Raw genomic sequence first — 26,963 nt, forward strand, 5'->3', positions numbered from 1 at the left:
AGGACGCGGAGCCCGGGCACGGTCACACGTGCGGTGCCCGGGCGAACGGCCGTCCGCTACGAGGCGCTCGGCGCCGGCCGCTTGTACATCCGCGTCGCGGTGATCTCACTGTGGCCGGGCTCCCCCGGGGCCGACTCCCGCGGCAGACCGGGCCGCAGGTGCTCCTCGACGCTGATGTACTTCAGCCCGGCCCGCAGGTCGGCGTCGTTGCGCAGCCGGATGACGAGCGGGAACTCGGCGAGCGCGGTCGTGTCGAACAGGCCGGTCGTGTAAAGGAGTTGGACGCCCAGCGCGTCGGACACGGCGCGCTGGAGCTCCAGCAGGTACGTCGCGTTGGCCCGCCCGATGGGGTTGTCGAGGAAGAGCGTGCCGGCGTGCCGGTGCTTGTCGCGGCCCCGGTCGTTGCTGCGCAGCGCCGCCATCGTGCAGTACAGGGCGATGGCGGCGGTGAGCAGCTGGCCGCCGGAGAAGACGTCGCCCATCTGCCCGACGGGGACGCGCTCGGCACGCAGCACGGCGTCCGGCTTGAGGATCTCGACGGCGACGCCCTTCGGGTGCAGTGCGGCGCTGACGCCCCGCAGCAGCAACGACATGCCGTCGCGGCGCATGTCCGAGTTCTTCTTGACCGCCGCACGCGTGGCCTCGTCGACGACCTCCCCGAGCCGCTCGGTGAGCGTCGCCTGGTCGGGCTCCTCGAAACGGATGCGCAGGAACTCCTGCCCTGACCACTCGCCGAGCCCCTCGGGCAGCCGGGAGAGCCGCTGCGCGGACCGCAGGGTGGCGAGCGACGACTCCACGAGCCCCCGCAGCCGGTCGACGATCGAGTCCCTGTTCCGCTCCAGCTGCGCCAACTCGTCGGTGAGCACGCGCAGTCGGGGCGCGAAGGCGTCCGCCCACTTCTGGGCGTGCTCCGGCAGCGCGGCGGCGGGCAGCTCGCGGATCTGCTGCCGTGCCGGGGTGCGCACCTGCTCGTATCGCGTGGAGTTGGCGTGCCGGACGAGGATGTCGCTCGCCTCGCGCACGGCGGCCTCGGCGGCGGACAGGTCGGCGGCGCAGCCGCGCAGCGAGCGGCGGGTCTCGGCGGCGGCGTGCCGCGCCTCCTCCAGCGTGCCGGGGTAGGGCTCGGTCTCCTCCTGCTCCTCGTCCGGGTGCTCGCGCAGCAGGTCCCGGAGCAGGGCGGCCGTCTCCTCGAAGCCGCCGGCCGCGTCCTCCGCTGCGCGGTGCGCGTCGAGCAACTCGGAGTGCGCCTCCCGTGCCTGGCTCAACGCCTCGGTGCGGGCGGCGAGTTCGCCGGTGGCGGTGCGCAGCAGGGTCTGGGCGTGCTCGGCGTCCCGGGGCGTCAGCTCCTCGGGCAGTTCGGTGTGGGCTCCGCCGTCCTCGGGTGCGTGCCGCTCGGCCTCGCCGCGCAGCCGGCCGAGCTGCTCGCTCGCCGTCGACATCCGGGTCTCCAGGAGCTGGACCAGTTCCTCGGCGCGGGCCGCCGCGGCCTGCCGGGACGGGCCGTCGGAGCCGTCCGGCGACTCCAGGAGCTGTGCGGCGCGCGTGCGCACCTTGTTGCTGAGCCGGTCGAACTCGGCGATCGCCGCGCTCTCGTCGCTCTCGGCCCGGGCCTGTTCGGCGCGCAGGTCGGCGCCGACGCCGACCTTCTCGTAGAGCTGGGAGGCGGCGCGGTAGGCCTCGCGGAGGGCGGGCAGTGAGGACCTGACGGCGCCGTCGGTGCCCTCGGTGCCGTCTTCGGCTTCGACACCTTCGGGCACGCCCGCGATCTCGGCGCGCTCGGCGCGCAGCGCGCGGGCCGTGCGGCGGGCGTCGTCGGCGGCGCGCTGGGCGCCGCGCCGGTCCTCGTCGGCGGCGCGTGCGCGCTCCAGGCAGTGCTGGGCGCGGCTCTCCGACTCGGCTGCCTCGTCGGCGAGTTCACGCAGCTTGACCTGCCAGGCGGCCCGTTCGCGCAGGCGGAAGGCGAGTCCGGCGAGGGCGTCGGCGGCACGCCGGGCCCGCTGGGCGGCCTCCTGCCGCTCGTCCCGTACGAGGGCCGCCTCGGCCGCCTCCTCGTCGGCCTCGGCGCGGACGGCCCGCGCCTCGGCCAGCTCGGCCTCCGCCTCCTCGGCGAAGGCGCGGGCGTCCCGGGCGGCGTCGGCGAGCTCCACGAGCCGCCCGGCCGGGCATCCGGCACGCCAGGACGCCAGGCGCGCCGCCAGCTCGCGGTCCTTGCCGAGCCGGGCGGCGAGAATGCGGATCTCCTCGTCCCGGCCGGCCGCGCGGACCCGCAGCGCCTGCCGCTCCTCGTCCGCGGCGTGCTCGTCATGCATGGCCGGGTTGGGCGGTACGAGGAACACGTCCCCGCCGTCACCGGCACCCGGCGCCGGGGTCGGCGCGAGCAGTGCGGCGGCCGTGCCGACCGCGACGGCGGAGCGCGGCAGCAGCGCGGCCTCGGCGAGCGCCTGACGGGCCCGGGCGTGGGTGTCCGGGTCGGTGATGATCACGCCGTCGACGAGCTCGGGCCGGGCGGCCAGTACGCGGGCGTGGTCGACGGGGTCGACGGCTTGCGCGAGATAGCGCCAGCCGGGCAGCGCCGGGATGCCGTGCTCGCCCAGGTACTCGACGGTGGCCAGCACGTCCGGCCCCGGCGGCAGCAGCCCGCCGTCACCGAGCGCGCCGAGGATCCGGGCGTCGTCGGCCGCGGCGGTCCGCAGGTCGAAGAGCTGGCGCTCGGCGGAGGCGACGCCCTCGTCGAGCATGCGGCGCAACTCATCGGCGTAGCCGTCCAGTTCCTCCGGGCTGAGCGGGCTGCTCTGCCCCGGGTGGTCCGGCTCGCCGGCGCTCTCGTCCCGCCGGGGCTGCGGCACGCCCGCGCGCGCGGGGGCCCCGGGCAGGCCGAGCAGTTCCGTGAGCCGCTCCTCGCCCGCGAGGCCGAGTGCCGTGCGCCGCTCCGCGTCGTGGGCGCGCTCCGCGGCCGTCGCCGCGTCCGCCGCGCGGGCCGCGGTCAGTTCCGCGCGGGACTCGGCGGCGGCCGCCTCCCGAGCGTGCTCCGAGGCGCGTCGCGAGGCGTCCCGGGCGGTGTCCCAGGCGGCGACGGCGGATTTCTCGGCGTCGCTGGCGGCCAGCGCGGCCCGCGCCGGGTCGGCGTCCGGGGCGCTGTCGTCGAGCCAGCCGGCGCGCACCGCCTCGGCGGTCTCCTGCTCGACCTCGGCCAGCCGCTGGCGCAGGTGGCCGATCTCGCTGCGGGCGCGCTGCGCCTCGGTGGCGGCGGCCGTCGCGTCGCGGTGCGCCGCCTCGCCGACCTCCTGGAGTCCGGCGGACCGCTCCTCCTCCTCGTTGGCGAGCGCCTCGGCCCCTTCGGCGGCGCCGTGCAGGGCGCGTACGAGGTCGACGGCGGCCTTCGCCCGGGCGGCGAGCGCGGGTGCCGCGTCCCGCTCGGCCTCGCGGATCGCCGCGGCCACGCGCGCGGAGCGGTCGGCGGCGGCGCGGTGCCGCAGGACCAGTTCGGCGGCCTGCCAGGCGGCGTGCAGGGTCCGCGCGTCGGCGAGTTCCCGTTTCTGGGCCGCCGCGGACCTCTCGGCGGCGGCGAGGGCCAACGAGGCGTGCCGGTAGGCGAGTTCGGCGGCGACCAGTCCGCTCCGGGAGCGGGCGCCCTCGGCTTCGGTGACCGTGTGCGCGGCCGCGGTGACCTGCTGGGCGAGGTCGCCCACGCGGTGCCGCTCCTGGACCGAGCGCGCGGAGAGCCGCCTGGCCAGGGTGCGGGTGCGCCGCTCGGCGCCCGTGTGGATGTCCCGCGCGCGGCCGCGGGCCTCGGCGGCCTCGACGATCCTGCCGAGGAGATCCACGGACCCGGCGGTGAAGTCCCGTTCGGCGATGAGTTCGGCGCGCCTGCCCAGCTTGTTGCCGAAGCCGCCGACCAGGTCGGCGAGCCCGTCCGTGTCCCGGGTGTCGGTGACGGCGCGCAGCAGCAGGTCGGTGAAGTCGGAGTCCTTCTTGACCGCGAACAGGCCGGCGGCCTCGCCCTCGTCCGCGTTCATCTCGCGCTGGTAGCGGAAGAGTTCGGGGTCGAGGCCCAGGTCGCCGAGGTGCTCGTTCCAGCGGTCGTGGATCTCCTCCCAGTGCACCTCCAGGTGGGGGTAGGCCTTGCCGGCCTCGGTGATCGCGTCCCGGAAGCCCTTCATGGTGCGGCGCCGGCCCTGGGCGCCGGAGACGCCCTCGACCGGCGGCCGGACGGTGGTGGCCTCGGCGACGGGCAGGTTGTCCAGGCTCAGCCCGGGACCGGGCCGGAAGGAGTACCAGGCCTCGGCGAACTTGCGCGGGTCGTTGGAGACCTGCCGTCCCCGCCACTCGCTGACCTTGCCGACGACGACGCACTCGCCGGTCAGGGTGTGCTGCCACTCCAGCGCGACGTGTCCGCAGTCGTCCGCGAGGAGGAACTTGCGCAGGACGCCGGAGCTGGCGCCGCCCAGGGTGTTCCGGTGTCCCGGCAGCATCACCGAGAAGATCAGCTTGAGCAGGACCGACTTGCCGCCGCCGTTCTCCAGGAAGAGGACGCCCGCGGGTGCCGGGCGGCGCGGCGGGCCGACGGGCTCCTCCTCGAAGAACTCCGCCTGGGTGGGCGCGGGGTCGGGCACGGGCTCGCCGACGCCCCTCAGGTCCAGGACGGTGTCGGCGTAGCGCGCACCGGCGGGCCCGATGGAGTAGAGGCGGACCCGGGACAGCTCGTACATGGCGGCGGACTCTCGTGATCGTGTGGGGGGGGGCGGTGCGGTCAGGAGTGGAACGGCAGTCCGGCGTCGGCGACGAGTTCCAGGTCGTCGGTCTGCTCGGCGGGCAGCAGGCTCGCGGTGCCGTCGGTGACCGGGACGACGCCCAGTTCCAGGAGTTCGGCCATGGCCGCGCTGCCCGCCATGTCCCGTACCTGGAGCTGGTAGCGGGCGGTGGTCCGGTACGTGCCCCCCGAGTCGTCGCCGGTGCGCTGGAGGAAACCGGAGTCGGTCAGGAACGCGACGGCCTTGCCGACGATGCCCGTCGTCGAACCGGCGAGTCTGCGCGCGTCCTTGGTGGCGCCGGTGGAGCTGCGCCGCACCCAGATCCGCCAGGCGGCCTCCAGGCCCGGCGCGTCCGTCGCCGGGTCGGTGTTCTCGCCGGTCTCGTCGGCCCGCTCCTCCAGGCGCCGGCAGGCCTGCCGGACGAAGGCGTCGACGCCGTTGACCGTCACGCGCCCGATGTACCCGTCGTCGGCGAGGTCCTCGGGGCGCGGGAACGCCATGGCGGCGACGGCGAGATGCGCGAGGCCGTGCAGGAACCGGTCACTGGAGTCGGCGGACGTCCGGCGCGCGTAGTCGCCCATGCGGACGGCGAACACGGAGTCCTCGGCGGCGGTCACCGCCATCCCCGCGCGCGGGGAGACCTCCAGGACGACGAGGCCGAGCCCGGCGGCCACGGCGTCGGCGAGCCGGGCGAAGGGCGGGTCCTCGCGGTAGCGGCGCAGCAGTTCGGTGTACTCCTGGTCGCGGGCGGGCTGCAGTTTGGGCTGCAGTCCGAAGGCGACGAGCCGCGCCGCGTCGGCGGCGTCGGCGGGGGTGACGGCGGCGCTCGCCGGAGCGGCGGCTGCCTCCGGTTCACTCCACTCGACGTGCTCGGTCACGGCTCAGGCTCCTCGGTTCATCGGTACGGGGGTGACGCCCCGGTAGGGGGCGCGGGGTGCGGGGGCGGGCGGACACGCCACACTGGCGTGTGCGTGCCGCGGGCCCGGTCCGGCGGCCTGACCGGTCGAGCCGAGGCGGAAACCGAGGCCGGTCCACCGGCGCCCGACCCGCGGCGCGACACCAGGCCGGGCCGTCAACCGGCCCCCCGGGGCACGGCGGCGCGGGTGCGGCGCCTCTCCGGCGTGGGGCCGGTCGCCGGCGCGGGGCCCTGGACGCACGTGGGTGGACGGGGCAGGGCCTGCGGGCCGCCCGGGCTCGGTGTTCACGCCGCCTCCGTCCGGCCGGCGGCCATCCCGGCCGCGTCGAGCAGCGCCGTCCCGACGATGAGGTCCGCCCCGCCGAACTCGGGATCGTCCAGCTCGGTCCCGTCGTCCACGGCGAACAGCAGCTTCTCCTCGCCCTGACGGTAGGCGGTGCCGACCGGCGGGCTGGCCGCGTGCACGGCCAACAGGGCGACGAGGTAGGGCAGTTCGGGGTCCTTGCGGCGGGCCTCGGCGAGCAGCCCGGACAGCCGGCGGGGCGCGTCCGCGGGGAGTTCGAGCAGGTGCATGGCGGCGGCGAGCTGCTCCTCGCTGAACCGGCTGTCGTCCGGCGTGGCGATCAGGTCGGGTTCGGGCATCTCGGCGCCGAGGTGCTCCCGCTCCATGGGCGGCGTCAGCAGTATGTCCACGAGGTCCCCGACGCGCACCGAGACCGGCGTGCGCAGCCCGGTCCCGCGCGCGAAGAAGGCGTCCGTGACACGCGTCGCCTGTTCCACCGGGAGCGGCAGGACGGGCGCGACGAGGTGGCCGTACAGATCGATGCCCGAGGTGGTCATGGGCGTCGCGAAGGCCTGCCGGTCCTGCTCGGCACGGAACAGCGGCCCCGCCTCCAGCAGCCGGGACTGCAGCAGGGTGTGCCGGCGGATGCAGTCCTTGACGATGTCCACGAGCTCGGCGGCGCGCCGCTTCTGCTCGGGGTCCTCGGACTCGTCTCTGGCCTTGCGGATGTTAGTGAGGATCGCGTTCTCGTGGCGGTAGCGGTCGGCGACGTGGTGGAGGGCTTCGGCGATCATGTCGGGGACGGCCTGGAGCCAGTCGACCGCGCGTACGTTGCGCCGGGTCGCGTCCAGTGCCCTGCGCAGCGTCTCCGAGTACTGCACGGTGCGGTACCGGGCCTGCTCGGCGGCGAGCTGCGCGTCGGCGAGCCGGCCCCGGCTGATCAGCACCTCCAGCTTGACCTCGGCGGCGATCTGCGCGCTCGTGACGTCCGTGTCGAGGGCGCCGACGAGGACGTTGACCGCCTCGTCGGTCGTACGGAGGTAGACGGTCCCCCCGTAGCCGGGCACCTCCTCGATCAGCTTGAAGTCGTAGTCGCGGCGGACGTAGGAACCGTCGGGCGCGAAGGTGCCGTACACGGCGCGGAAGCCGCGGTCGACGCTGCCGACGTTGATCAGGTTCTCCAGGACCCAGCGGGCCACGCGCTCATGCTCGGCGACGGGCCGCTGCGGGGCCTGGGCCGCGATGCGGGGGATGAGGCGGGCCACTATCTGGTCGTGGTCGGCGCCCGTGTCGAAGTCCATGTTCAGCGTGACGAGGTCGATGGCGGCGAGGGCGACCTCCGCCATTCCGTACACCGAGTACTCCCCCGCGAGGTTGACCTTGCGGGCGTCGAGGTCGTGCAGCGGCGCGGTGCAGGCGAGCGCGCGAAGCCGCCGCGCCAGACCCTCGTCGGCGGCCGGGCCCGGGGCGGGGCGCGGCCCCGCGCTGAGCTGGGGCGGAACACGGTCCGTCGGTGCAGGCGAAGTCACGGTGCACAGACTAGGTCCTCGGTCTGACAACGGTCGAAACGACTCAGAAGCGCCCACGCTCCCGCGGCCCCGCCCCTCGCCGCCACAGCCCGCGGGCCCCGCTCCCCGGACCCCCGCTCTCCCGCCCCGGCCCCTTCGCGGCACACCGCGGCCCGCCTGCGGAACCCTCGCTTCCGCACCCCGCCACGCCATCGCGCGGGCACTCACGGACGCAGCGGATCGCGCGCCCGGCCGGTCCCGAGGACGTCAGCCTCAGGCCCCGCCCGTCCCTTGGTCGGAGACGCGTCGCGCGTACACCTCCACCAGTCCTTCGAGCGAGTCGTCGAGGTACTCCGCGAGGAGCTTCTCGGCCTCCTCGCCCCGGCCGGCCTCCAGGCTCTGGAGTATCCGCCGGTTGCGGGCCAGATAGGGCTCGTGCAGCCGGCGCGGGTCGTCCACGACGTGGAAGGCGAGGCGCAGTTCGGCGAAGACGCTGCGCATGACCTCGTCGGTGCGGGTGCTCCCGGCGAGCGCCACGAGTTCCCGGTGGAAGTGGATGTTGGCCGTGGAGACGCCTTTCCAGTCGCCTTCCCGCGCCGCCCGGCGGCCCTCGGCGACGGCCGCCGCGAGCCCTTCGACGGCGTACGGCGGTGCGCCGAGGCCCCGGACGACGGCGCACTCGACGAGGGTGCGGGTGCGGTAGATGTCCCGCACGTCGTCGACGGTCAACACCCGTACGAAGACACCGCGGTTGAGCTCGTGCACGAGCAGCCGCTCATGGGTGAGCAGCCTGAACGCCTCGCGCAGCGTGTTGCGGGAGACGCCGAGCGCGCCGCCGATGCTGTCCTCGGACAGCCGGGTCCCGGGCGGGAAGAAGCCCTCGGCGATGCGGCTCCTGAGGATGTCCGCGACCCGCTCGGCGGTGCTGGTGCGGCCCAGCAGGGCGCGGTCGTCGGCCAGTCCGGTCAGCTCTGCCATGCCCGGAATTCAACCGCAGACCGCAGAACGAGACAACAGGGGTATTGAAGGATCGTTCAACGATCCTCTACCTTGGCGAGCAGGCGCCGACCGCACCCGTCCGGCGCCACCGCTTCCGCACGGCACGGCTCAGTCCTCACGCACCCTCCGTCCCTCACTGCGAGGTGCCCATGAGCACGACTCCTCCGCCACCGGCCCTGAAGACCGGCCCCTCGGCCGGCACGGGTGAACCGCCATCCTCCGACGGCCCCTTCGGGTGGCTGCGCGCGCTCGGCCCGCGGGGCCGCCGCGCCTTCGCCGGCGCGTTCGGCGGCTATGCCCTGGACTCGTACGACTACTTCACGCTGCCGCTGAGCATGGTCGCGCTCGCGGCCCACTTCGGCCTGGACAGCGGCCAGACCGGCCTGTTCACCACGGTCACCCTGGTCGTCTCCGCGATCGGCGGGGCCGTCGCCGGTGTCGTCGCGGACCGGATCGGCCGGGTCCAGGCGCTGATGATCACGGTGATCACGTACGCCGTCTTCACCGTGGCCTGCGGCTTCGCCCCCAACTACGAGACGCTGCTGGTGTTCCGGGCCCTTCAGGGGCTCGGTTTCGGCGGCGAGTGGGCGGTCGGCGCGATCCTCGTCGCCGAGTACGCGAGCCCCAGGCACCGGGGGCGCACCCTGGGCGCGATCCAGAGTTCCTGGGCCGTGGGCTGGGGCCTCGCGGTCGTCGTCTACACGCTGGTCTTCCAGTTCGTCGGCGACGATCTCGCGTGGCGGGTGATGTTCTGGACGGGCGCGCTGCCCGCGCTGCTCGTCGTGTGGGTGCGCCGCCGGGTGCACGACGCTCCGGAGGCGGCCGCCGAACGGCGGCGGAACCCGCAGAAGGGCTCCTTCGCGGCGATCTTCAGGCCCAGGAGTGCCGACGGTCCCGGCCTGCTGCGGACCACAGTCTTCGCGGGCCTGCTGTCCACCGGCGTCCAGGGCGGCTACTACACGCTGGCGACCTGGGTGCCCACCTACCTGAAGACCGAGCGGGGCCTGTCCGTCGTCGGCACCGGCGGCTACCTCACGTTGCTGATCTCCGGGGCGTTCCTCGGCTATCTGACCGGCGGCTATCTCACCGACCGGCTGGGCCGCAAACGCAACATCCTGCTCTTCGCGGTCCTCTCCGCCGCCGGCATCCTCACGTACGCGAACATCCCGAGCGGCGCCAACACCCTTCTCCTGGTGCTCGGTTTCCCCCTCGGCTTCTGCATGTCGGCCATCTTCAGCGGCTTCGGCTCGTTCCTCAGCGAGCTGTACCCGACGGCGGTGCGCGGCACGGGCCAGGGGTTCACGTACAACACGGGCCGCGCGGTGGGCGCCGTCTTCCCCACCCTCGTCGGCTTCCTGGCCGGCAGCTGGGGCGTCGGCGGCGCCCTGGTGTTCGGCGCGATCGGCTACGCGCTGGCCGCCCTGGCCCTGCTGGGACTGCCCGAGACGCGCGGGACGGAGCTCCGGTGAACCGCACCTCTCAGGACCGCCCCGTGACCCTGCGGGACGCCCACGCGCACGCGTGGAGCCCCGCCGACGCGCGGGCGCGCTTCCGCTCGGGCCTGTCGGGACCCACCGCCGGAGTCGCCGCGGGCCACACGCAGGCCAACCTGATCTCCGTCCCCGCCGACTGGGCGTACGACATGCTGCTGTTCTGCCAGCGCAACCCCAAGCCCTGTCCGGTCCTCGACGTCACCGACGCCGGGTCCTGGACCACACCGCTGGCACCGGGCGCGGACCTGCGCACCGACCTGCCCCGCTACCGCGTGTGGGAGCACGGCGAGCTGGTGGCCGAACCGACGGACGTGCGGACCCACTGGCGCGAGGACCTGGTGTCGTTCCTCATCGGGTGCAGCTTCACCTTCGAGTGGGCGCTGACCGAGGCGGGCGTGCCGATGCGCCACATCGAGCAGGGCCGCAACGTCCCGATGTACGTGACCGGCAGGCAGTGCCGTCCGGCGGGGCGGCTGCACGGCCCCATGGTGGTGTCGATGCGTCCGGTCCCGCCCGGGCACCTGGCCGCCGCGATCAGGGAGACCAGCCTGCTCCCCGCGGTGCACGGCAGTCCGGTGTACTGCGGGGACCCGGCGGGGCTCGGCGTGGGGGACCTGTCCGTCCCGGACTTCGGCGACCCGGTGGACACCGAACCGGACGACATCCCGGTGTTCTGGGCCTGCGGGGTGACGCCCCAGGCCGCGGTCATGGCGTCGCGCCCGCCCTTCGCCCTCACCCACGCCCCTGGGCAGATGTTCGTCACCGACGCCCGTGACGAGCAGTACCGCGTAGCCTGAGAAGGAGAACGGACACCCCATGACCCTGATCGATCTGAACGCCGACCTCGGCGAGGGCTTCGGCCGCTGGCGGCTCACCGACGACGAGCAGTTGCTGTCCGTCGTCACGAGCGCCAACGTGGCCTGCGGCTTCCACGCCGGGGACGCGATCACCATGCGGCGGGTGTGTGAGCTCGCGGCCGGTCGGGGCGTGCGGATCGGGGCCCAGGTCTCCTACCGGGACCTGGCGGGATTCGGGCGGCGCGCGATGGACGTGCCGCCCGACGAACTGGCCGCCGAGGTGGCCTACCAGATCGGCGCCCTGGAGGTCTTCGCCCGGGCGGCCGGCACGCGCGTGTCGTACGTGAAACCGCACGGCGCGCTCTACAACCGCGTGGTCCACGACGAGGCGCAGGCGCGTGCCGTCGTGGACGGCGTCCTGCTGGCCGGGGGCTCGCTGCCGGTCCTCGGGCTGCCGTCCTCCCGTCTGCTGGAGCTGGCGGCGGAGGCCGGGCTGCCGGCCGTCACGGAGGCGTTCGCGGACCGCGCCTACACCTCCGCGGGCACCCTGGTGCCCCGCACCGAGGAGGGCGCGGTGATCACGGACGGGGACGTGGTCGTCGAGCGGTCGCTGGGCCTGGCCCGCACCGGTGAGGTCGCCACCCGCTCCGGGGAACGCGTCACGGTCCGGGCCCGCTCCCTGTGCCTGCACGGGGACACCCCCGGCGCGGTGGACCTCGCCCGCCGGGTCAGGGCCGGCCTGGAGTCATCGGGCGTCCGCGTGGAGGCGTTCGCATGAGGACGCTCGCGGTCGGCGACCACGCCCTGCTCGTCGAGGTGGGCTCCGGCGAGGAGGCACAGGCCCTGCACGCCGAGCTGCTGCGCCGCCGCGCGGAGGGCGACCTGAGCGCCGGGGAGATCGTGCCGGCGGCGCGCACGGTCCTGCTGGACGGCGTGCCGGACCCCGCCCGGCTGGCGGAGCGCCTCGGCGGCTGGACGATCCCGCCCCTGGCCGCCCGCGCGGACACGGCCGTCGAGATCCCGGTGCGCTACGACGGCCCCGACCTGGCCGAGGTGGCCGCCCTGTGGAAGGTGCCGCCGGGGAAGGTGGCCGAGATCCACGGGGCCACCGCGTTCCGCGTGGCGTTCTGCGGGTTCGCGCCCGGCTTCGGCTATCTCACCGGACTCCCCTCCCACTACGACGTCCCCCGGCGTGCGACCCCGCGGACGGCGGTCCCCGCGGGGTCGGTCGCCCTCGCGGGCCCGTACACGGGCGTGTACCCCCGCTCCTCGCCCGGTGGCTGGCAGCTCATCGGCACCACCGACGCCGTCCTGTGGGACCACCGGCGGGAGCCCGCCGCGCTGCTGGCCCCGGGCACGCGCGTGCGCTTCGTCCCGGCGGGCTCCTCATGACGGACCTGGCCCTCGCCGTCGTCCGCGCCGGCGCCCTGACCACTGTGCAGGACCGCGGGCGCCCCGGCCACGCCCACGTCGGTGTGCCGCGCTCCGGGGCACTCGACGGGCCGGCGGCCGCGCTGGTGAACCGGCTGGTGGGGAATCGGCCGGACGCCGCCGTCCTGGAGACCACGCTCGACGGCTGCGCGGTGCGGCCTCGGTGCGCGGTCACCGTGGCGGTGGGCGGCGCGCCCTGCCCGGTCACGGTGGACGGCCGGCCGGTGCCCTGGGGCGCGCCGGTCCGGATCGCCGCCGGGTCCCTCCTGGACGTGGGTCAGGCACGCGCGGGCGTACGCAGCTACGTGGCTGTCTCCGGCGGGCTGGCGGTGGAAGCGGTCCTGGGCAGCCGTTCCACCGACCTCCTCTCGGGTCTGGGCCCCCCGCCCCTGACCGACGGCGCGGTCCTGCCGCTGGGACCCGGGAACGGCACGCACGCGCGGGTGGACGTCGCCCCGCAGCCCGCCCCGCCCACCGAACTGGTGCTGCGCGTGACCCTCGGCCCGCGCGACGACTGGTTCACGGAGGCCGCCCTGCGCACCCTCACCGGCCGCACCTACGCGGTGTCCTCCGCGAGCAACCGCATCGGCCTGCGCACGGAGGGACCCGCCCTGGAGCGGGCCGTGCCGGGCGAACTCCCCAGCGAGGGCCTCGTCCTCGGCGCGGTCCAGGTGCCGGCGGACGGCAGGCCCCTGGTCTTCCTCGCGGACCATCCGACCACCGGCGGATACCCGGTGATCGCGGTCGTGCGCCCCAACGACCTGCCCGCCGCCGCCCAGGCCGTCCCGGGCACACCGCTGCGCTTCGTGGCGGTGCGCCGGCGCGGCTGAGCACCCGAGCCCGGCGAGGGCGGCGCCGGTCAGCCCGGGAGCGGCACGGGCGTGCCGAAGGCCCGGGGCGCCGCGTCGTGGGCGGCGAGGAAGGCGTTCACGGAGACGGCCCAGCCGAAGCACTCGGCACGCGCGCGTGCCGCCCTCCTCCGTTCGGCCTCCGGCCGCGCCAGGAGCGAGCGCACCGCGTCCGCGAAGGACCCGCCGTCGTCGGCTGCGGTGAGACCCGCGGCCCCGATCACCTCGGTGAGCGCCGACGAGGCGCTGGCGACCACAGGGGTGCCGCAGGCCATCGCCTCCAGGGCGGCCAGCCCGAAGGTCTCCGCCGGACCGGGCGCGAGGCAGACGTCGGCGGACGCCTGGAGCGCGCCCAGCGCCGCCCGGTCGGCGACGTGCCCGAGGAAGGTCACGGGCAGTGCCCGCTCCCGGGCCCGCAGCTCCAGCCGGGCGCGCAGGGGACCGTCCCCGGCGACGACGAGCACCGCGCGCCGGCCGTGCCGCAGCAGTGCCTCCAGCGCGTCGAGCGCCGTGCCGGGCCGCTTCTCGACCGACAGCCGGGAGCACATCACCAACAGGGTCTCCCCCACGCGCGCGTGCCGTGCCCGCACCCCCGGGTCCCGCAGCGCGGGATGCCGTCCGGCGAGGTCGACGCCGAGGGGAGCCCGTACGACGTTGCGGGCGCCGATCCGCACGAACTCCCGGGCGGCGAACTCCGTGGTGCACACCACGCGCGCGTAGGTGTGCGCCGTACGGGTGTTGAGGGCGTCGGCGGCGCGCCGGGCCAGGCCCTCGGGGAGACCCCAGGTCCGCAGCACTCCGTCGGCGGTCTCGTGGGAGACCATCACGGCCGGCACCCGGGCCCGCCGCGCCCAGACCCCGGTCCAGCGCAGCGTGGTGCGGTCGCAGACCTCCAGTCGGTCGGGCGCGAGCGACTCCAGCAGCGCGGCGACCCGCCGCCGGTCGGTGAGGACCCGGTAGCCGCCGGTCCCGGGCAGCAGCGGCCCCGGCAGGGTGATCACGCGCCCCTGCTCGGTCGTGTGGTCGGTGAGGCGTTCCCCCGGGACGATCAGCACGGGCCGGTGCCCGGCCGCGAGGTAGCCGGCGCCCAGCTCCCGCAGCGCGGTCCGCAGGCCGCCCGAGGCGGGGGCGACGAAGTTGGCGAGCCGCACGATCCGCAGGCCCGTACCGGGGCTCGTACGGTCCTGGCCGGTGAGGGGGTTCATGCCGCCACCGCCGTCCGAGTGGAGAGCACGTCCGTGTAGTGGCCGATGAGCTGGTCGCCGACGGCGGCCCAGGTGCGGGTCTTTACCGCGTCTCGGCCGGCGGCACCGTAGGCGGCGCGCAGCGCGGGGTCGGCGGCGAGCGACCACACCGCGTCCCGGACCGCCGCCGGGTCGCGCGGCGGGACGAGGAGCCCGGTGCGTCCGTGGGCCACCAGGTCCAGCGGTCCGCCCGCGGCGGGCGCCACGACGGGCACCGCGCTCGCCATCGCCTCCTGCACGGTCTGGCAGAAGGTCTCGAAGGGCCCGGTGTGCACGAAGGCGTCCAGTGAGGCGAAGATCCGGGCGAGGTCGTCGCCGGTGCGGCGGCCGAGGAAGACGGCGCCCGGCAGAGCCCCGTCGAGCGCGGCCCTGCTCGGTCCGTCGCCCACCACCACGACCCGCACGCCCTCCATCCCGCAGACCCCGGCGAGCAGCTCGACCTGCTTCTCGGGGGCGAGCCGCCCGACGTAGCCGACGATCAGCTCGCCGCCGGGCGCGAGTTCACGGCGGAGCGCCTCGTCGCGCCGGTCCGGGCGGAAGCGGACGGTGTCGACGCCGCGCGGCCACAGCCGCACCCGGGGCACCCCGTGCGCCTCCAGGTCGTGCAGGGCGGCGCTGGAGGGGGCCAGCGTGCGGGCGGCGGCGGTGTGGACGGCGCGGATGCGCCGCCAGGCGGCGCCCTCCCCCGCCCCCATGTACGTACGGGCGTAGCCGGCGAGGTCGGTCTGGTAGACCGCCACGGCCGGAATCCGCATCCGGGTGGCGGCGGCCATGCCGCGCACGCCCAGCACGAAGGGGCCGGCCAGGTGGACGAGGTCGGCGCGGTGCTCGGTGATCGCCGCGGCGACGCGGCGGCTGGGGAGGGCGACCCGGACCTGGGGATAGCCGGGCAGCGGCAGGGAGGGGACCCGGACGACGGGGCACGGCGCGAGGGCGTCGGGCCCGCTCCCGGCCGCGGTGGCCGGGGCGACGACGAGGGGGGCGTGCCCGCGCTCGGCGAGGTGCCGGGCGGTCTGGAGGGCGCAGTGGGCGACGCCGTTCACGTCGGGCGGAAAGGACTCGGTCACGATGACGACACGCATAACCGTGTTGTCGTCGCGCCGGACGTGGACGCGTCAACGTGGATCTTTCCGGACGAGGAACGTCCCATGAGCGTTGCGCTGCGCGCCCGTCCGGCCGGGCCCGCGGCCTCGGCCGCCCGTCGTCAGGTCATCCGGCGTTCACACGGCGGGCATGTCCGGTCCGATCCGGCTGCGTACGGCCGTCTGCACCTCGGCCTCCTCGGCGGGGTCCGCGGCGAGCCGGCGCAGCTGGTCCACGACACGGGCGTCACCGGTCTCGGCGTGCCGGGCGGCGACCTCGCGGGTGGACTCCTCGCAGTCCCACAGGCACTCGACGGCGAACCCGGCGGGGAAGGAGGGGTCGGTGGTGGCCAGGGCGCGCGCGGCGCGGCCGCGCAGCTGGGACGAGGCGGTCTCACGGTAGATGTGGCGCAGTACGGGTCCCGCGCAGGCGATGCCGAGGCGTCCGGCGCCGTCCACGAGCGTCCACAGGGTCGGCGCGTCGGGCCCTTCGCCCCGTACGGCCTCGCGCAGGGCCTCGAGGACGAGGTCGCTGTCCTGTGCGCCGCCCCGGCAGGCCAGCATCCGGCCCGCGGCGGCTCCCAGGGCGTCCGGGCGGTGTGCCCAGCGCCGGGCCCGGTCGACGGCGGCGACGCTGCGCATCCGCTCGAAGGCGTCCACGGCGGCCTCCACGACCGGTGCGGTGCCGGCGGCCGCGGCGCCCTCGATCAGGTCGAGGACGTCCGGATCATTGCTGTCGGCGAGGTAGCGCAGGGCGGTGCATCGGGCTCCGTCGTCCCCGTCGCGGGCGGCCTCGACGATCTGCGGACGGTCCTCGGGGCCGGCGACGGCGGAGAGGCAGCGGGCGGCCGGGACATGGAGCGCGGCTCCGCGGTCGAGGCCCTCCTGGGCCCAGTCGAAGACGGCCCGCACGCTCCAGCCCGGGCGGGGCCCGGCCGGTCGCATCTGCCGTTGCCAGCGGTCGAAGGAGCCCTGTTCCTGGGCGGCACGCACGCGTGCGCCGATCGACGGGCGCGGATCCTCGGCCCACAGCCGCCAGGGCCGGGGTTCGAAGGCGTCGCGCACCTGCGCGGCCAGCTCGGCCTCACCGGCGGGATCGGCGGGGAACCGCGCGAGGACGGGGGCGGCGAGACTGCGCAGGCCCGCGTCGTCGTCACGCAGGGCGAGCTCGTCCAGGGCCCAGGCCCAGTTGGTGCCGGTGGCGGCGTAGCTGCGCAGCAGTTCCAGCGCGTCGCGCCTGCCGTACGAGGCGAGGTGGCCGAGGACCGCGAGGGCGAGGCCCGTGCGTGACTCGCAGGTGTCGAGGATGTCCTCGGCGTCGAAGAGGTGCCGCTCGATCTCGTCGAGCTCACCGCTCAGGTCGAGGAAGAGACGGGCGTAGTAGAGGGAGCGGTTCTCCACCTGCCAGTCGTGGCGGGGGTCGCGGAGCACGCACTGGTTGAGCGCCGCGAGCGCTTCGGCTCGCGGTGCGGTGAGCGCGTGCAGCGTGCCGTCGCCGCGGCCCCTCTGGAGCAGGCCGAGCAGCGTACCGCTGGGCGCTATGACCGGATCGAACATGGGAAACAGCCTCACATCAAGCGTCGACGCAACCGGGGATCGTGCTTTACCTGGCCGCGTGACAACACGTCGGGGCGCCCGCCGTTTCCTGCTTGCTGTAGACCATCTTCCTCTGCCTCTCGTCGGTGGCCCGTGCGGGCCGCGTCACGGCCCGCGCGGTGCGGCAACACCTGCCCAGCCATCGCGTCCGTGAATCACGACGTCATGATGACCCAGCGGTTCTTCCCGCCGCGACCGCATTTCCGGCGGCCCCGTACCGCCTCCCCCGTTTTCAGCGTTCTGCCTGGTCAGGGCAGTGAGTTCAGTGTGCGCCGAACAGTTCGAGCAGTTCTGTCCGGGCGAACATGCGGGCCGTGTCGACGGCCGAGGGGGTGCCCGCGGCCGGATCGGCACCGGCGTCCAGGAGGACCCGGATCACGGCTTCCTCGCCCTTGAAGACGGCTCCGGCGAGGGGGGTCTGCCCGCGGTCGTTGATCCGGTCCGCCTCGGCGCCGCGCTCCAGCAGGGCCCGCACCGCGTCCGCGTGGCCGTGGTAGGCCGCGAGCATCACCAGGGTGTCCCCGCGGTCGTTCGTGAGGTCGGCGGGGACGCCCGCGTCGACGTACTCCACGAGGGCCTCGGTCTCGCCTCGGCGCGCCAGATCGAAGATCTTGGTCGCCAGCTCCACGACCTCGGGGTCGGGGGCTTCACTCATCGGCCGGACCGCCTCTCACTTACGAGTGCTTCTGGGGACTGCGGGAGCTTACGACAGCGAGCGGCACCGTCGTGCCCGGGAGGGTACGACGGTGAACGGCGCGGCCGTACGGGTGAATCGCCAGCGTACTGGCTTCGGCGGCACATGAGCGGTGCCGTCCGAGGCAAAGATCACCACGGGCGCCGCCGGAGGCGTCAGCGGGTCCCGGGCGGCTCCGACGGCTCGGCCGTCCGGGCGAAATCTGGGGAATTTCACTCAGTTGCACCTTTTATCGTATGGATACATGCTGTGAGCCTGGAAGAACTCATGGTGACTGTCCCCACAACCAGGAGCCAAAAATGATCCTGTCCATCTCCGGCGTCGTCCTCCTCGGCATCATCGTCTTCCTCTTCTTCCGCAAGGACGGCCTGAAGGCGTCACACGCCATGGTCTCCGCGCTCTTCGGCTTCTACCTCGCCAGCACGGCCATCGCGCCGAGCATCAAGGCAGGCGGCGAGAGCCTCGCGGGGCTCCTCGGCGGAATCAAGTTCTGACGCCCCTCCCCTACGCACGCACGATCAGGAGACACCAGTGGCGCGGCGCCCTCTTCCCCGCATTCTGAGCAACGGCAGCGCACAGATCGCCCGGAGCCGGGAGCTGGCCCGGACGGCGGCCGACAGCGCCACCGATGTCCTCCACCCACTCATCACGATCACTCGTGGTCTGCGCCGGCTGGCTGGAGCCGGGCGGCGCAGGTGGGCCGACACACCGAAGGACCGGCGCGGGCCGCTCCTGTTCCTGGTCGCTTCGGTGGTACTGGTCGTGGCCCTCGTGCCGTACGGGCCGCTGCTCGCCGTCGTCACGGTGATGGCGGCGGCGGCCTGGAAGGGCCGCGAACGGCGGCCGTCGCAGCCCACGGGCCCCGACGAGCCGCAGACCAAGCGCCTGCAGTCGCTGTACGAGGCGCTCGTCCCGTACTTCTCGACGGCGGAGGACCCCGCCCCCCTCTACGCCCACGGCGGCGAGTGGGAGCAGGCATTCCCGTCCTACGAGTTCGACGACACCGGCCGCGTCTCGCGGCTGCTCGTCCGCTACCCGGCGTACTTCACGGACGGCGAGGCGGAGTCCCGCGCCCGCGTCGAACAGCTGCTGCACACCAAGTCGGGCCGCGGCCGCGAGTACCACTTCGTCTGGGACGAGGAGGGCAACGAGCTCTCCGTCTCCGTCCTGTCCCCGCTGCCCACCGACATCGCCGCCCAGCGATTCGTCACGGCGCCCGGCGAGACGGTCCTCGGCTTCACCGACCCGAGCGACGTCCAGCGCACGCTCCCCGTCACCCACGGCGAGGAGCAGCGCGACGTTCCCCCCGTCGTCTGGCGCACGGGCGTCCGCTCGACGGAGCCGCACCTGCTCGTCGCGGGCGAGCCGGGCAGCGGTACGACCACCCTGCTCCGCTCGATCGCCCTGCAGGCCCTGCAGCAGGGCGACGTCCTGATCGTCGAGGGCGGTGGGACCGGCGAGTTCGCGTGCCTGACCGGCCGCGACGGCGTCCTCGCCGTCGAGAGCGGCCTGACCGGCGCGTTCACGAGTCTGGAGTGGGCGGCGCACGAGACGGAGCGGCGGCTCGTCGCGGCGAACCGCGCCCGGCAGGCCGGCCGCCCGGCGCCCGACGACATCAGGCGCCCGCTGTGGATCCTGCTCGACCGTCCCAGCACGCTGGGGCTGCTCGCCGCGGCCGACGGGCGCAAGGACCCCCAGTCCCTGCTCCAGGTTCCGCTGCGGCACGGGCGCGCGGCCAACGTGACCGTCGTCGTGGCCGACCAGTTCGACAGCCTCGACGCCCTCTCCGACGCGGTGCGGCAGCACACCCGCGCGCGCGTGGTCCTCGGCCCGGCGTCCGCGGCGCAGCTCCAGGCGGTGCTGGGTGTGCCGCCGCACACCACGCCCACCCCGGACACCCCGCCCGGGCGGGGCTACGCGCGGCTCGGCTCGGGCCCCGTCCACCGCCTCCAGGTCCCGGCCACCCCGGACCCGTTCGACGACGCGACGAGCGAAGCCCATCGCCGCGCCGTGCTGGCCCTGCTGCCGGAGCGCACGACTCCGGTCGGGCCCGAGCACCTCGTCCCGGGAGAGGCGGACGCGGACGCGGAGATGGAGGCGGAGCTGGAGAAGAAGCCCGCCGTGGAGACGGAGAAGAAGCGCCCCGTCCCGGTCCTGGAGCCCATGCCGACCGAGGTCGCCGTCGCGGAGAGCTGAGGCGCCCGGCCCGGCCTACGCCACGAACGTGCGCGGCGCGTCGGACCCGCCGCCCGCGCCGGTCTCCACCAGCCGGGCCGCCGCGGCCAGCCGGACCGCCGCCTCCTCGGCCACCGCGCCGGACACCGTGAACGGCAACCGCACGTACCCCTCGAAGGCCCCGTCCACCCCGAAGCGGGGCCCCGAGGGCACGCGCACCCCGACCCGCTCCCCCGCCTCGGCGATCCGCGAGCCCGACAGGCCCCCGGTGCGCACCCACAGCGTGAGCCCGCCGCGCGGGACGGAGAACTCCCACCCGGGCAGCTCACGCCGCACGGCGGCGACCAGCGCGTCGCGGTTCTCCCGCGCCTGTTCCCGACGCACCTCCACGGCCTGCTCCCAGCCGCCGGTGCTCAGCAGCCAGTTCACCGCGAGCTGCTCCACGACGGGGGTCCCCAGGTCGGCGTAGGCGCGCGCCGAGACCAGGCTGCGGATCACGTCGGGGGCCGCGCGCACCCAGCCGATGCGCATCCCGGCCCAGAACGCCTTGCTGGCCGAGCCGACCGTGATCACCGTCGACCCGGCGGGGTCGAAGCCGCACACCGGGCGCGGCATCTCGACGTCCGCGTCCAGGTGCAGTTCGTTCATGGTCTCGTCGACGACCAGCACGGTCCCGGCGGAGCGGGCGGAGTCCACCAGCCGCCTCCGCTGGTCCTCGTCGGCGAGGGCGCCGGTCGGATTGTGGAAGTCGGCGACCACGTACGCGAGGCGGGGCGCGGACTCCCGCAGCACCTGGCGCCATCGGTCCATGTCCCAGCCCGCGAGGCCCTCCGCCATGGCGACCGGCACCAGTCGGGCCCCGGCCTCGCGCATCAGCTGGAGGATGTTGGCGTACGAGGGGGACTCGACGGCGATGCGTTCGCCGCGGCCGGCGAACAGGTGGCAGATCGCGTCGATCGCGCCCATCGCCCCGGTGGTCACCATGATCTGTTCGGGCATGGTCGGGATGCCGCGGGCGGTGTACCGCTCGGCGAGCATGGAGCGCAGGGCGGGCAGGCCGGCCGGGTAGTCGCCGTGGGTGTGCGCGTAGGGCGGCAGTTCCTCCAGGGCGCCCTGGACGGCGCGGGTGAGCCACGGCTCGGGCGCGGGCAGGGCCGCGGTGCCGAGGTCGATCATGGAGCCCAGCGCCTCGGGCGGCAGCGGTTCCAGGCCCCGCGCGGGCAGCGGGTTGCCCGCCGGGACGGCGGTCCAGCTGCCCGCTCCGCGCCGGGACTCCAAAAATCCCTCGCTGCGCAGCGCCTCGTACGCGGCGGCGACCGTGGTGCGGCTGACGGTCAGGGCCAGCGCCAGTTCACGCTCGGCGGGCAGCCGGGCGGCGACCGGTACGCGGCCCTCCAGCACGAGCAGCCGGATGCCGTCGGCGAGCGCGCGGTAGGCCGGCGGGCGGCGGGTGCCGGGGCCGGCGGGGCGGTCCTGCTGCGAGGTGAGGAGCCGGGCGAGCTGCGCCGCTCCCACCGCCGAAGTCCACTGCACCATGTCGACCAGTCCACCTTCCCCGAATTGGCCATGGATGACGACCGTTTCCACGCCACAGAGTGTCATGCGTCAGGCCACTGCCACCACACGGGGGATTCCTTTGTCCACACATTCCGGGTCCGGGCGGCTGCCCCTCCGGCTCGTCAAGCTGTACGCGGGCCTCGCCCTGTACGGCGCCAGTTCGGCGCTCCTGGTGCGGTCCGGCCTCGGTCTGGAGCCGTGGAACGTGCTCCACCAGGGTCTCGCGGAGCTGACCGGGCTGACCATCGGAGTGGTGTCGATCATCGTCGGGGCGGCGGTGCTGCTCCTGTGGATCCCGCTGCGCCAGCGGCCGGGGCTCGGCACGGTCTCCAACGTCTTCGTGGTCGGGGTGGCCATGGACGGCACCCTCGCCCTCGTGCCGGAGGCGCACGGCCTGACGGTCCGGGTCACGCTGCTGGTCGTGGGCATCGTGCTGAACGGAGTGGCGACGGGCCTCTACATCACGGCGGGCTTCGGTCCCGGCCCGCGCGACGGCCTGATGACGGGCCTGCACCGGCGCACCGGCCGCTCGATCCGCCTGATGCGCACCTCTGTCGAGGTGACCGTGGTGGCCACCGGCTTCGCCCTCGGCGGCACCGTCGGGGTGGGCACCGTCCTGTACGCGCTGGCGATCGGCCCGCTGGCCCAGCTCTTCCTGCGCGTGTTCGCCCCCGCGCCGGCACCGCCCGGCAGCACGGTCGTCGCCGCCGGTCAACCGGAGCGCGCGATACTGCCCGGGTGAGCACCCGCATACGCCATCCCTACCTCGACCACCCCGGCCCGATCCCCTTCGCCCACCGGGGCGGGACGGCGGAGGGCCTGGAGAACACCCTGTTCCAGTTCCGCCGGGCGGTCGAGGCGGGGTACCGCTACATGGAGACGGACGTGCACGTCACGGCGGACGGCCGGCTCGTCGCCTTCCACGACAGCACCCTGGACCGGGTGACGGACGGGGCGGGCCGGCTCGCCGACCTCCCCTGGGACGAGGTGCGCCACGCGCGCGTGGCGGGCCGCGAACCGGTACCCCTCTTCGAGGAACTCCTCGACACCTTCCCCGGGGTCCGCTGGAACGTCGACGTCAAGGCCGAAGGGGCGCTGCTCCCCCTGCTGAGTCTCATCGAGCGCACGGCCTCCTGGGACCGCGTCTGCGTCGGCTCCTTCTCCGAGGCGCGAGTGGCCCGCGCCCAGCGCCTGGCAGGACCCCGCCTCGCCACCTCCTACGGCACCCGCGGCGTCCTCGGCCTGCGTCTGCGCTCGTACGGGATGCCCGCCGTCCCGCGCCGTCCCGCGGTCGCGGCCCAGGTGCCGGAGACCCAGTCCGGCGTGACCGTCGTCGACCGCCGCTTCGTGCGCACCGCCCACGCGCGCGGCCTCCAGGTGCACGTGTGGACGGTGAACGAGCCCGCTCGCATGCACCGGCTCCTGGACCTGGGCGTGGATGGCATCATGACCGATCACATCGACACGCTGCGCGAAGTCCTGGAGGACCGGGGCACCTGGGTCTGAGCCCCCGCGCACCGTGCATCCACGGAGAGCGAGGGGCGCGGGTTGGGCACCGACACCGTGCGGGCGACGGAGGCCGACGAGGCCACCGGGCGGCGACGCGAACAACGCGGCTGGTACGTCTACGACTGGGCGTGCTCCGTCTACTCGACGAGTGTGCTGACCGTCTTCCTCGGCCCCTATCTGACCTCGGTAGCCAAGTCGGCGGCGGACGCGGACGGCTTCGTGCACCCCCTGGGCGTCCCGGTCCGCGCCGGCTCCTTCTTCGCGTACTCCGTGTCGGCGTCCGTGATCCTGGCGATCTTCGTGATGCCGCTGGCGGGAGCCGCCGCCGACCGCACGGGCCGCAAGAAGCCGCTGCTGGCGGCCGCCGCGTACGTGGGCGCCGCCGCCACCGCGGGCATGTTCTTCCTGGACGGCGACCGCTACCTCCTGGGCGGACTGCTGCTGATCGTCGCCAACGCCTCGCTGGCGGTCTCGATGGCCCTCTACAACTCCTACCTGCCGCAGATCGCCCCGCCCGAGGAGCGCGACGCGGTCTCCTCCCGCGGCTGGGCGTTCGGCTATGCGGCGGGTTCGCTGGTCCTGGTCGCGAACCTCGTCCTGTTCACCGCCCACGACAGCTTCGGCCTCTCCGAGTCGGCGGCCGTCCGCATCTGCCTGGCCTCGGCGGGCATCTGGTGGGGCGCCTTCACCCTCGTACCGCTGCGCGCCCTGCGCGACCGCCGTACGGCGCCGACGGGGCCCCCGGTGAACGGCTGGCGGCAGCTGGCCTCCACGGTCCGGGACATGCGCCGGCAGCCGCTCACGCTCGCCTTCCTGCTCGCGTACCTCGTCTACAACGACGGCATCCAGACGGTGATCTCGCAGGCGTCGGTGTACGGCTCTGAGGAACTGGGCCTCGACCAGTCCACCCTGATCGTCGCCGTCCTGCTGGTCCAGGTGCTCGCCGTGGCGGGCGCGCTCGGCATGGGGCGGCTGGCGCGCACGTACGGCGCCAAGCGCACGATCCTCGGCTCACTGGTCGCCTGGACCGCGACCCTCGGCGCGGGATACTTCCTGCCGGCCGGCGCGCCCGTGTGGTTCTTCGTCCTCGCCGCCGGCATCGGTCTCGTCCTCGGCGGCAGCCAGGCCCTGTCCCGCTCGCTGTTCTCGCATCTGGTGCCGAGCGGGAAGGAGGCCGAGTACTTCTCCGCGTACGAGATGAGCGACCGCGGGATGAGCTGGCTGGGCCCGCTCCTGTTCGGGCTCACCTACCAGCTGACCGGGAGTTACCGGGACGCGATCGTGTCCCTCGTGGCCTTCTTCGTCCTCGGGTTCGTGCTGCTCGCGCGGGTCCCGGTACGGCAGGCCGTGCGCGACGCGGGCAATCCCGAACCGGCCAGGATTTAGCGCGCGACGCCAAAGGCCGGTAGTGTACGCGTTTGGCCTGCCTGGCGTACCGTTACTGCGCGTCAAAGAACACGAAACGCCGGGTGACATCTTCTGTCAGATGTGACAAACCGGGCGCTGGTGGGTACAACAAGGGGCGGCTACGACGGCGACGCATGACCCACAACGGGAATCTTTACCGCCGACCGGACGTTGACCGGATGACGACGACAGCGACACCTGTCCTGTGGGCGACAAGCCCGGGAGGCACGATTCATGAGTGAGCGAGCTCTTCGCGGCACGCGCCTCGTGGTGACCAGCTACGAGACGGACCGCGGCATCGACCTGGCCCCGCGCCAGGCCGTGGAGTACGCATGCGAGAAGGGGCACCGGTTTGAGATGCCCTTCTCGGTCGAGGCGGAGATCCCGCCGGAGTGGGAGTGCAAGGTCTGCGGGGCCCAGGCACTCCTGGTGGACGGCGACGGCCCTGAGGAAAAGAAGGCCAAGCCCGCGCGTACGCACTGGGACATGCTGATGGAGCGGCGTACCCGAGAGGAACTCGAAGAGGTCCTCGAGGAGCGTCTGGCGGTTCTGCGCTCAGGCGCGATGAACATCGCGGTACATCCGCGGGACAGCCGCAAGTCCGCGTAACTCCTCCGGGAGCTGGGCGGCATACCGACACACGCACGACGACCGCGGGCACCGTACGTTCAGTACGGTGCCCGCGGTCGTCGTGCGTTCTGTTCTCTTCTGCGCCCCGGTCGGCTCTGTTCTGCGCCCGGTCGGTCGGCCCTGGTTCCCGCGCCGCCGTGGCGGCGCGGGAGCGCCGGTCAGCGGCCGAGCGGCGGGCGGCTGTCCACGGCCGGACCCTCGTCCCGCGGGCCCTCGTCCCTGATGACCTCGCCCTGGACGACCTTGCCGTCGGGACGGTGGATGCGGGACTGCCGGAAGGCGTCCTGGAAGGTGCCGGGGACGGCCGCGCGCATCCTGCGGTCCACGGCGCGCTCCGTGTAGGCGCTGACGGCCTTCTGGACCGGCGGGACCAGCAGCAGGAGACCCAGGGCGTCGGAGATCAGCCCCGGCATCATCAGGAGCAGACCGCCGAGCATCATCGGGCCGTTGCCCCGGGTGCCGCCGCCCGTGGGCGGCACCCCGCTCTGCTGTCGGCGCAGCGTCTCGTTCAGGTTGCTGAAGGCCCGGCGTCCGGCCCGCTTGACCACGACCGCGCCCAGCACGAAGCCCGCGAGGATCAACAGCAGGACGGTGCCCCCGCCCGCCGCGCCGGCCACCACGGTCAGCAGCCAGATCTCCAGCACGAGCCAGGCCGCGACGCCGAGCGGCAGGAAGGTACGCAGCCGCGAGCGCCGGGGCCGGGCGGGCTGCGTGGGGGTCGGAACGCCAGTCGTCATGCTCCCAGTGTGCCTGGGCGCGGCTCAGCGCGGGATAAGGGAATGATCAGTCGGGGCCGGTGCCGGGGGCCGTTCAGGTGGTCTTGCGCCCGAGGACCTTGCCGACCCGCTCCCCCACGCCCCACGTGGTGACCCGCCACAGTGCCTCGACCAGGATGTCGCGGCTCATCTTGGAGTCGCCCAGCTCCCGCTCGACGAAGGTGATGGGCACCTCGACGACGTGGTAGCCGGCCTTCACGGCACGGCGGGCGAGGTCGACCTGGAAGCAGTAGCCCTGCGAGGCCACCTCGCCCAGACCGAGGCCCTTGAGGGTCTCCGCGCGGAAGGCGCGGTAGCCGCCGGTGACGTCCCGGATCGGCACGTCGAGCAGGACGCGGGAGTACAGGCTGCCGCCGCGGGAGATGAACTCACGGGACTTGGGCCAGTTGACGACCCGGCCGCCCGGCACCCAGCGGGAGCCGAGCACGAGGTCGGCGCCCTTGAGGGCGGTCAGCAGCCGGGGTAGTTCCTCGGGCTGGTGGGAGCCGTCGGCGTCCATCTCGATGAGCACGCCGTAGCCGTGCTCCATGCCCCAGCGGAAGCCCGCCAGATAGGCGGCGCCGAGGCCCTCCTTGCCCTTGCGGTGCAGCACCTGGACGTGCTCGTCCTCGACGGCCAGCTCGTCGGCGAGCTTGCCCGTGCCGTCCGGGCTGTTGTCGTCGGCCACGAGGACGTGCGCGTCGGGCACGGCGGCCCGCACCCGGGCGACGATCTTCTTGATGTTCTCCGCCTCGTTGTAGGTCGGAATGATCACCAAGGCCGTCCCGAGGGGGCCGAACTGTCTCCCCTGGGCTCCTGCCGCGAGGGTCCCGTCGCCGTCGTTCACCACTGCCCCTTCATGTCCGTACGCAGGGGTCCACCATAATGGCCGCGGCCCGCGTTGCCGCTCCGGCACGTACGTGTACGGGGTGTCCGTTCCCCCGGAGCGGCGAAGGCGGAGCGGCCGGCCGCGGACCGGCCCGGCGCCTCCGCTGCGGATCGGGGCCCGGCGCCCTTCGGGCCGACCAGGGACCCGCTGGCTGCGGGTCGACCGAAAGCCGTTGTCTACTGGACGTCCGGGCCCCACCCGGGTCGCACCTTCCCCCGCGCTCCGGCGGAGCGGGGAGGGACCCATCCGGCCGGAACGTTCCCTCGCCCCGCGGCTCGTGCGCTGGGCCTGGCACCCAGTGGTGGTGTGCCGGTGCGGCACACCATCCCTGACCCAGCGGCGCTGCGGCGACTGCGTGAAGTTCCCCGGCCGGACCTCCGGTGGTGGACCCGGCCGAAC

General features: G+C 74.4%; 22 protein-coding genes. 11 read left to right on the forward strand and 11 right to left on the reverse strand.

Translation table 11 applies throughout. The annotated features are described in order from the left end of the window. Positions 1–56: 56 nt before the first annotated feature. The 4 genes from ACFYQQ_RS36495 to ACFYQQ_RS36510 all read right to left on the reverse strand — a co-directional run bounded on the left by ACFYQQ_RS36495 (position 57) and on the right by ACFYQQ_RS36510 (position 8,436). Positions 57–4,709, reverse strand: a complete 4,653-nt coding sequence (locus tag ACFYQQ_RS36495) for a hypothetical protein (protein ID WP_388906841.1) — start codon at positions 4,707–4,709, stop codon at positions 57–59. 41 nt (positions 4,710–4,750) lie between these two features. Beyond that, positions 4,751–5,629, reverse strand: a complete 879-nt coding sequence (locus tag ACFYQQ_RS36500; RefSeq protein ID WP_355781394.1) for a hypothetical protein — start codon at positions 5,627–5,629, stop codon at positions 4,751–4,753. Between the two features lie 323 nt (positions 5,630–5,952). Continuing rightward, complete coding sequence (locus tag ACFYQQ_RS36505) at positions 5,953–7,479, reverse strand: hypothetical protein (protein WP_356166397.1); 1,527 nt, start codon at positions 7,477–7,479, stop codon at positions 5,953–5,955. A gap of 252 nt (positions 7,480–7,731) precedes the next feature. Beyond that, a complete protein-coding gene (locus ACFYQQ_RS36510; protein WP_355792562.1) occupies positions 7,732–8,436 on the reverse strand; it encodes a GntR family transcriptional regulator in 705 nt (234 codons plus the stop codon). 170 nt (positions 8,437–8,606) lie between these two features. Here ACFYQQ_RS36510 and ACFYQQ_RS36515 point away from each other — a divergent pair, with 170 nt between their 5' ends. From ACFYQQ_RS36515 to ACFYQQ_RS36535, 5 genes are read left to right on the forward strand one after another with little or no spacing between them, the layout of a single operon-like run. Next, on the forward strand, positions 8,607–9,926 hold the full coding sequence (locus ACFYQQ_RS36515) for an MFS transporter (protein WP_355792565.1): 1,320 nt from the start codon (positions 8,607–8,609) through the stop codon (positions 9,924–9,926). Further along, entirely contained in the window at positions 9,923–10,747 is an 825-nt protein-coding gene (locus ACFYQQ_RS36520; RefSeq protein WP_355792568.1) for a putative hydro-lyase, read from the forward strand. Before ACFYQQ_RS36515 ends, ACFYQQ_RS36520 begins: the two co-directional genes overlap by 4 nt. A 19-nt stretch (positions 10,748–10,766) precedes the next feature. After that, complete coding sequence (locus ACFYQQ_RS36525) at positions 10,767–11,525, forward strand: 5-oxoprolinase subunit PxpA (protein ID WP_356166402.1); 759 nt, start codon at positions 10,767–10,769, stop codon at positions 11,523–11,525. After that, on the forward strand, positions 11,522–12,139 hold the full coding sequence (locus ACFYQQ_RS36530) for an allophanate hydrolase subunit 1 (protein ID WP_356166405.1): 618 nt from the start codon (positions 11,522–11,524) through the stop codon (positions 12,137–12,139). Before ACFYQQ_RS36525 ends, ACFYQQ_RS36530 begins: the two co-directional genes overlap by 4 nt. Then, positions 12,136–13,008, forward strand: coding sequence for a biotin-dependent carboxyltransferase family protein (locus tag ACFYQQ_RS36535; protein ID WP_356166407.1), 873 nt, complete (start codon positions 12,136–12,138; stop codon positions 13,006–13,008). Before ACFYQQ_RS36530 ends, ACFYQQ_RS36535 begins: the two co-directional genes overlap by 4 nt. Positions 13,009–13,037: 29 nt before the next feature. Here ACFYQQ_RS36535 and ACFYQQ_RS36540 read toward each other — a convergent pair whose 3' ends face one another. From ACFYQQ_RS36540 to ACFYQQ_RS36555, 4 genes are all read right to left on the reverse strand, one after another. Beyond that, complete coding sequence (locus ACFYQQ_RS36540; RefSeq protein WP_388906848.1) at positions 13,038–14,231, reverse strand: glycosyltransferase; 1,194 nt, start codon at positions 14,229–14,231, stop codon at positions 13,038–13,040. Further along, positions 14,228–15,352: a glycosyltransferase family 1 protein gene (locus ACFYQQ_RS36545; protein WP_356166413.1), complete on the reverse strand. Its 1,125-nt coding sequence runs from the start codon at positions 15,350–15,352 to the stop codon at positions 14,228–14,230. The genes ACFYQQ_RS36540 and ACFYQQ_RS36545 overlap by 4 nt, the downstream gene beginning before the upstream one ends. A gap of 138 nt (positions 15,353–15,490) precedes the next feature. Further along, complete coding sequence (locus tag ACFYQQ_RS36550) at positions 15,491–16,909, reverse strand: HEAT repeat domain-containing protein (RefSeq protein ID WP_355782600.1); 1,419 nt, start codon at positions 16,907–16,909, stop codon at positions 15,491–15,493. A gap of 301 nt (positions 16,910–17,210) precedes the next feature. Further along, entirely contained in the window at positions 17,211–17,603 is a 393-nt protein-coding gene (locus tag ACFYQQ_RS36555) for an ankyrin repeat domain-containing protein (RefSeq protein ID WP_355782597.1), read from the reverse strand. Positions 17,604–17,941: 338 nt separating this feature from the next. On the opposite strand from ACFYQQ_RS36555, the gene ACFYQQ_RS36560 reads away from it, so the two are divergent. Both ACFYQQ_RS36560 and ACFYQQ_RS36565 read left to right on the forward strand, forming a co-directional pair. After that, positions 17,942–18,136 (forward strand): hypothetical protein, encoded by a 195-nt coding sequence (locus ACFYQQ_RS36560; RefSeq protein ID WP_121404479.1) that lies wholly within the window; start codon positions 17,942–17,944, stop codon positions 18,134–18,136. A 37-nt stretch (positions 18,137–18,173) separates the two neighbouring features. Beyond that, a complete protein-coding gene (locus ACFYQQ_RS36565) occupies positions 18,174–19,838 on the forward strand; it encodes a hypothetical protein (RefSeq protein WP_356166419.1) in 1,665 nt (554 codons plus the stop codon). A gap of 15 nt (positions 19,839–19,853) precedes the next feature. Here ACFYQQ_RS36565 and ACFYQQ_RS36570 read toward each other — a convergent pair whose 3' ends face one another. Next, the gene (locus ACFYQQ_RS36570) at positions 19,854–21,353 is read right to left on the reverse strand and encodes a PLP-dependent aminotransferase family protein (protein WP_356166422.1); all 1,500 of its coding nucleotides are present in this window, start codon (positions 21,351–21,353) and stop codon (positions 19,854–19,856) included. A gap of 64 nt (positions 21,354–21,417) precedes the next feature. Between ACFYQQ_RS36570 and ACFYQQ_RS36575 the strand changes: the two genes are divergently transcribed. The 4 genes from ACFYQQ_RS36575 to ACFYQQ_RS36590 all read left to right on the forward strand — a co-directional run bounded on the left by ACFYQQ_RS36575 (position 21,418) and on the right by ACFYQQ_RS36590 (position 24,899). After that, positions 21,418–22,116, forward strand: a complete 699-nt coding sequence (locus tag ACFYQQ_RS36575; protein WP_355792440.1) for a hypothetical protein — start codon at positions 21,418–21,420, stop codon at positions 22,114–22,116. Then, positions 22,113–22,880, forward strand: a complete 768-nt coding sequence (locus ACFYQQ_RS36580) for a glycerophosphodiester phosphodiesterase (protein WP_355792437.1) — start codon at positions 22,113–22,115, stop codon at positions 22,878–22,880. Before ACFYQQ_RS36575 ends, ACFYQQ_RS36580 begins: the two co-directional genes overlap by 4 nt. Positions 22,881–22,922: 42 nt before the next feature. Next, the gene (locus ACFYQQ_RS36585) at positions 22,923–24,269 is read left to right on the forward strand and encodes an MFS transporter (RefSeq protein WP_355792434.1); all 1,347 of its coding nucleotides are present in this window, start codon (positions 22,923–22,925) and stop codon (positions 24,267–24,269) included. Between the two features lie 255 nt (positions 24,270–24,524). Beyond that, positions 24,525–24,899 (forward strand): RNA polymerase-binding protein RbpA, encoded by a 375-nt coding sequence (locus ACFYQQ_RS36590; protein ID WP_003977404.1) that lies wholly within the window; start codon positions 24,525–24,527, stop codon positions 24,897–24,899. 179 nt (positions 24,900–25,078) lie between these two features. Here the strand turns inward: ACFYQQ_RS36590 and fxsA are convergent, their stop codons facing one another. Both fxsA and ACFYQQ_RS36600 read right to left on the reverse strand, forming a co-directional pair. Continuing rightward, on the reverse strand, positions 25,079–25,657 hold the full coding sequence (gene fxsA, locus ACFYQQ_RS36595) for an FxsA family membrane protein (protein WP_355795153.1): 579 nt from the start codon (positions 25,655–25,657) through the stop codon (positions 25,079–25,081). 73 nt (positions 25,658–25,730) lie between these two features. After that, a complete protein-coding gene (locus ACFYQQ_RS36600; protein WP_355795155.1) occupies positions 25,731–26,522 on the reverse strand; it encodes a polyprenol monophosphomannose synthase in 792 nt (263 codons plus the stop codon). Between the last annotated feature and the right edge of the window lie 441 nt (positions 26,523–26,963).

Source organism: Streptomyces sp. NPDC005496, assembly GCF_042872045.1.
GTDB lineage: Bacteria > Actinomycetota > Actinomycetes > Streptomycetales > Streptomycetaceae > Streptomyces.

Bases quoted from the DNA above. Each gene is read 5' to 3' on its own strand.
- ACFYQQ_RS36575 (WP_355792440.1), top strand. From the start codon at position 21,418: ATGCGTCAGGCCACTGCCACCACACGGGGGATTCCTTTGTCCACACAT.
- ACFYQQ_RS36550 (WP_355782600.1), bottom strand. From the start codon at position 16,909: ATGTTCGATCCGGTCATAGCGCCCAGCGGTACGCTGCTCGGCCTGCTC.
- ACFYQQ_RS36570 (WP_356166422.1), bottom strand. From the start codon at position 21,353: ATGGTGCAGTGGACTTCGGCGGTGGGAGCGGCGCAGCTCGCCCGGCTC.
- ACFYQQ_RS36545 (WP_356166413.1), bottom strand. From the start codon at position 15,352: ATGCGTGTCGTCATCGTGACCGAGTCCTTTCCGCCCGACGTGAACGGC.
- ACFYQQ_RS36525 (WP_356166402.1), top strand. From the start codon at position 10,767: ATGACCCTGATCGATCTGAACGCCGACCTCGGCGAGGGCTTCGGCCGC.
- ACFYQQ_RS36515 (WP_355792565.1), top strand. From the start codon at position 8,607: ATGAGCACGACTCCTCCGCCACCGGCCCTGAAGACCGGCCCCTCGGCC.
- ACFYQQ_RS36535 (WP_356166407.1), top strand. From the start codon at position 12,136: ATGACGGACCTGGCCCTCGCCGTCGTCCGCGCCGGCGCCCTGACCACT.
- ACFYQQ_RS36530 (WP_356166405.1), top strand. From the start codon at position 11,522: ATGAGGACGCTCGCGGTCGGCGACCACGCCCTGCTCGTCGAGGTGGGC.
- ACFYQQ_RS36560 (WP_121404479.1), top strand. From the start codon at position 17,942: ATGATCCTGTCCATCTCCGGCGTCGTCCTCCTCGGCATCATCGTCTTC.
- ACFYQQ_RS36510 (WP_355792562.1), bottom strand. From the start codon at position 8,436: ATGGCAGAGCTGACCGGACTGGCCGACGACCGCGCCCTGCTGGGCCGC.
- fxsA (WP_355795153.1), bottom strand. From the start codon at position 25,657: ATGACGACTGGCGTTCCGACCCCCACGCAGCCCGCCCGGCCCCGGCGC.
- ACFYQQ_RS36540 (WP_388906848.1), bottom strand. From the start codon at position 14,231: ATGAACCCCCTCACCGGCCAGGACCGTACGAGCCCCGGTACGGGCCTG.
- ACFYQQ_RS36590 (WP_003977404.1), top strand. From the start codon at position 24,525: ATGAGTGAGCGAGCTCTTCGCGGCACGCGCCTCGTGGTGACCAGCTAC.
- ACFYQQ_RS36495 (WP_388906841.1), bottom strand. From the start codon at position 4,709: ATGTACGAGCTGTCCCGGGTCCGCCTCTACTCCATCGGGCCCGCCGGT.
- ACFYQQ_RS36555 (WP_355782597.1), bottom strand. From the start codon at position 17,603: ATGAGTGAAGCCCCCGACCCCGAGGTCGTGGAGCTGGCGACCAAGATC.